Here is a 4,417-nt window from a genome sequence, read left to right on the forward strand (position 1 = left end):
ACCGTTAATGCCGATACCATCCTTTCCGTCTGCACCTTTCACGCCGATAGTACCGTCTTTACCTGGTTTCCCATCTTCTCCGGCTTTCCCTACTGTAAAGCCTTCATTCAGCATCTTATCTACATCACTCTTACGAGCTACATCGGAAATCGTGACTTGATAAGCATCTTTATCTCCATGATTCTTATCTTTCACATCCAATGTAACCGTTCCTGACGTATCGGGTGTATATCCCTTTGTATCCGTAGATGCCACCAAACGGAAATCCGTTGCCGCTGTCGCATTAGAATTTACCGTATCAGCCACTTTTTTCAACTGATCTTCCGTCGCAGCACGTCCGGTAACAATAGTTTTGCCGTCCCATGCCGTATTCGTCAGTCCGGTAATCGTTCCGCCGGTTTGTCCAAAGGCAATGCTGTTTTCAGTAATAGCCAATGCCTTATCGCCTGTACCGATAGTCAGCCCTTTATCATTAATCGTAGTAACTGTCGTCACGTCACCTTCCGGAGTTGTCACAGTCTTGGTAAACGTAGCACTTTCCAATTTCTTCAGGTTCTTCGCTAACTTAATATCAAGTTTACCGTTCTTATCTTTTGCTTTATCAGCAACCACACCGATGTTTTCATCAGTCAATTGTTCAACATTCTTTTCTCCACCGACAATTTCCACAGTTTCATTCAATTTGGAGTAGAAGTTTCCTACATTGCCGGCAAATTTCAAGCCGTCATCCAGCGTAGCTACGGAGTGCGGATTCTGTCCATTTGGATCGGTAATAACAATGCGTTTAATAGTTGTCTTACCGTCTACACCCGGTTTTCCTTCATCACCTTTTTCACCGCGAATGGAAAGACCGTCTTTTCCATCTTTACCTTTCATACCGATAGAGCCATCTTTACCGTTGATAGTTACAGAACTTCCGTCTGCACCTTTCACGCCAATAGTCCCGTCTTTACCGGGTTTCCCGGGTTCTCCGGCTTCTCCTACCGTAAAGCCTTCTTCTAATTTCTTTTGTACCTCAACTAATTCAGACCGCTTCGCCACATCGGAAATCGTAATCTTTTTTATACTACCCGAATGCTTTTTATCTTGAACTAATAAATCTATATTTCCATCTTTATCAGCCTTATATGCTTCTGTTCCGTCTGTTGTCGTTGTCGTACCGGCTTTCACTAATTGATAATCCGTCGAACTGGAAGCATTACCGCTCACTGTATCAGATAAAGCTTTCAACTGATCTTCTGTCGCCGCACGACCGGATGTAATAGCATCTGCATTCCATGTCGTATTCGTCAGTCCTGTAATTGTTCCTGCTGTACCGTTAATGGTCAGTGCTTTGCTCGTTCCTCCTGCCGGTGCCGTAGGCGCAGCAAAGGTAATGCTGTTCATATTTGTCAACGCAGTATTTAACCCATATGTTACCTTTGTCCCTTCTACTTTGCTCGTAAGATTTGTATCCCCTAAGAATTGAATATTGGGTGTGGCATTCTTACTCAGGGTAATCGTTTGTTTCTTTGTATCATCTTTATCACTAATAGAGAACTTAGCAGAAATATTCGTGATTGCCGTTGCATTCGTATTGTTATTAATAGTGTTTGTAATGGTAGACGCTAATTTATCTGCATCAATGCCGTACTTGATCGTGTTTTTGTCACGAGTTACAGTCAATCCTTTATCTTTTTCTGCGTCAAAGGTAACGGTGTTATCCGTATTATTCACCGTTCCTTCGCCGTTCACTCCGGTCGCTTTGAGTTTCCATGCAGACATCTTCCCTGTTACGGTGCTATTGCTTGTAATCTGCGTATTGATTTGACTATTCAGCTTGGTTTCGTCCATGGTTAACTTGAGACCACTAGTATCTACTTTCGTCTTGATATAATCGTCTCCTGTTACCGTTACTACACTTTCCGCAGTAACTGTCTTACTTCCTGCTGTCGGTGTGTTTCCATCTGTCAATGTAAAGCCTTTTTGCAAAGTGGCAATATTCGTTGCATTTTTATCCGCTTTATCACTTACCGGTTTCAATGCAGCTTGAACAGTCTTTCCTGTGACGAGTTTTCCGTCGGTATCGGAAATGGTTCCTGTTCCGAGTTTTTCCGCCCATGTGTCAGGATTCGTTACATTCGCACCATTTGCATCAGCTTTAGTTGCCATGCCGTCTGTATATGTTGTCTTATCAACTTTCTTATCAATTTCTGTTTTCAGATCTTCTTTTGCTTTATTGATTTGTCCTACTGTGGCGGCATTAGTAGCTATCGTGCTTTCTTTGACATTCGTGATTTCCTGACCGCCCATAGTGAGTCCGTCTTTAGTCAAAGCAACAGCCGTATTTCCCGAGCCGATGGTCAACCCTTTATCATTGATAACAGAAGTCGTTGTCACGCCTTTTTCCGTCTTGGTAAACGTAGCGCTTTCCAAATTCTTCAGGTTCTTCGCCAACTTAACTGTCAGTTTTGCATTATTTCCTTCTTTTGTGGTATCTACACCAATATTTCCGTCACTTAAATTAGCAGCAACGGTTTCTCCACCGACAATATTTACCTGATTATTTAATTTAATAGGTGCCGCATCTCCCATATCGCCTTTAAATTTCAAGCCATCATCCAAAGTAGCTACTTGATGCGTCGTTCCGTTCGGATCTACCGTCACAATACGATTAATAGTCGTCGTACCGTCTACGCCTTTTTCACCTTTTTCTCCATTCTTGCCATCAACGCCGCGAATCGTTACTCCGTTTTGTCCGTCTTTTCCGTCCGTTCCGTGAATGGTGATAGAACCACCGTCTTTGCCGTTAATGCCAATGCCGTCTTTACCGTCTTTTCCTACCGTAAAGCCTTCTTCTAATTTCTTTTGTACCTCAACTAATTCAGACCGCTTCGCCACATCAGAAATGGTAATCGTTTCTATATGACCCTTATGATTTTTATCTTGAACTAATAAATCTATCTTTCCCTCTGTATCCGGCGTATATACACCTTTTCCGTCTGTGGTTTTTGTCGTACCGGCTTTCACTAATTTATAATCCGTCGAACTGGAAGCATTACCACTCACTGTCTCGGATAAAGCTTTCAACTGATCTTCCGTCGCAGCACGACCGGATGTAATAGCATCTGCATTCCATGTCGTATTCGTCAGTCCTGTAATTGTTCCTGCTGTACCGTTAATGGTCAGTGCTTTGCTCGTTTCTCCTGCCGGTGCCGTAGGCGCAGCAAAGGTAATGCTGTTCATATTTGTCAACGCAGTATTTAACCCATATGTTACCTTTGTCCCGTCTACTTTGCTCGTGAGATTTGTATCCCCTAAGAATTGAATATTAGGTGTTGCATTCTTACTCAAGGTAATCGTTTGTTTCTTTGTATCATCTTTATCACTAATAGAGAACTTAGCGGAAATATTCGTGATTGCCGTTGCATTAGTAGTGTTATTAATACTGTTTGTAACGGTAGAAGCTAATTTATCTGCATCGATACCGTACTTGATCGTGTTTTTGTCACGAGTTACAGTCAATCCTTTATCTGCTTCTGTTACGTCAAACACTGCTTTATTATTGGTGTTGTCAATTTTTTCCCCATCATCAGTGGACTTTGCGGCTAATTGCCATGAATCCATCTTTCCTGTTACGATGCTATTACTTGTAATCTGCGTATTGATTTGGCTGTTCAGAGCATCTTCATTAAGCCCCAGTGTCAGACCTTTATCATTCACTGTTGCTTTAACGTATGTATCTCCTGTTACCGTTACCGTACTTTCCGCTTTAACGGTTGTACTTCCCGTACCGCTATCTTTCAGCGTAAACCCTTTTTGCAAAGTCGCAATATTCGTTGCATTTTGATCCGCTTTATCACTTACCGGTTTCAATGCAGCTTGAACTGTGCCACCCGTTACAAGATTTGCGTCATTCGCTTCCACTTTACCCGTACCGAGTTTTCCTGCCCATGCAGTAGCATCCGTTACATTGCTTGCGTCTTTCTTGGCAAATGTATCATTCAGCGTAGTTGTAATGCCGTCTTTATCCAAACTATACGTTACACTGCCGTCTGTACCGACTTCCGCTTTAATGTTGCTATCTCCCTTAAAGGTAATTGTGTCTTTCGCTTTGATTACTTTCTTTCCTGCCTTCGGAGTAGCTTCGTCTTGAATCGTGAATCCTTCCTGCAAGTTGGTAATATTTTCATTTATCGTCTTAACCGTCGTATTTCCACTCAAATCAATTCCATTCAAGTCCACTTCGCCGGTAACGGTATTGTTATCTGTGTCGGCAACATTTAATTTCAATTTTCCGTCAGCTACACTAAGTCCGCTTGTCCCTTTTGCAAGGGTCGTGTTCTTGCCGGTAATCTTATAGCCGACTTTCTTACCGCCTTCTTCTATGTCAGATACGTTAACACTGCCTTCTCCTGTTATCTTCGGTCCTTTGACA

General features: G+C 42.4%; 1 protein-coding gene. It reads right to left on the minus strand.

The annotated features are described in order from the left end of the window. On the minus strand, nucleotides 1-4,417 hold a 4,417-nt coding region (locus HMPREF1039_RS08120), incomplete at both ends, for a beta strand repeat-containing protein (RefSeq protein ID WP_007390817.1).

The organism is Megasphaera lornae, assembly GCF_000214495.1.
GTDB lineage: Bacteria > Bacillota > Negativicutes > Veillonellales > Megasphaeraceae > Megasphaera > Megasphaera lornae.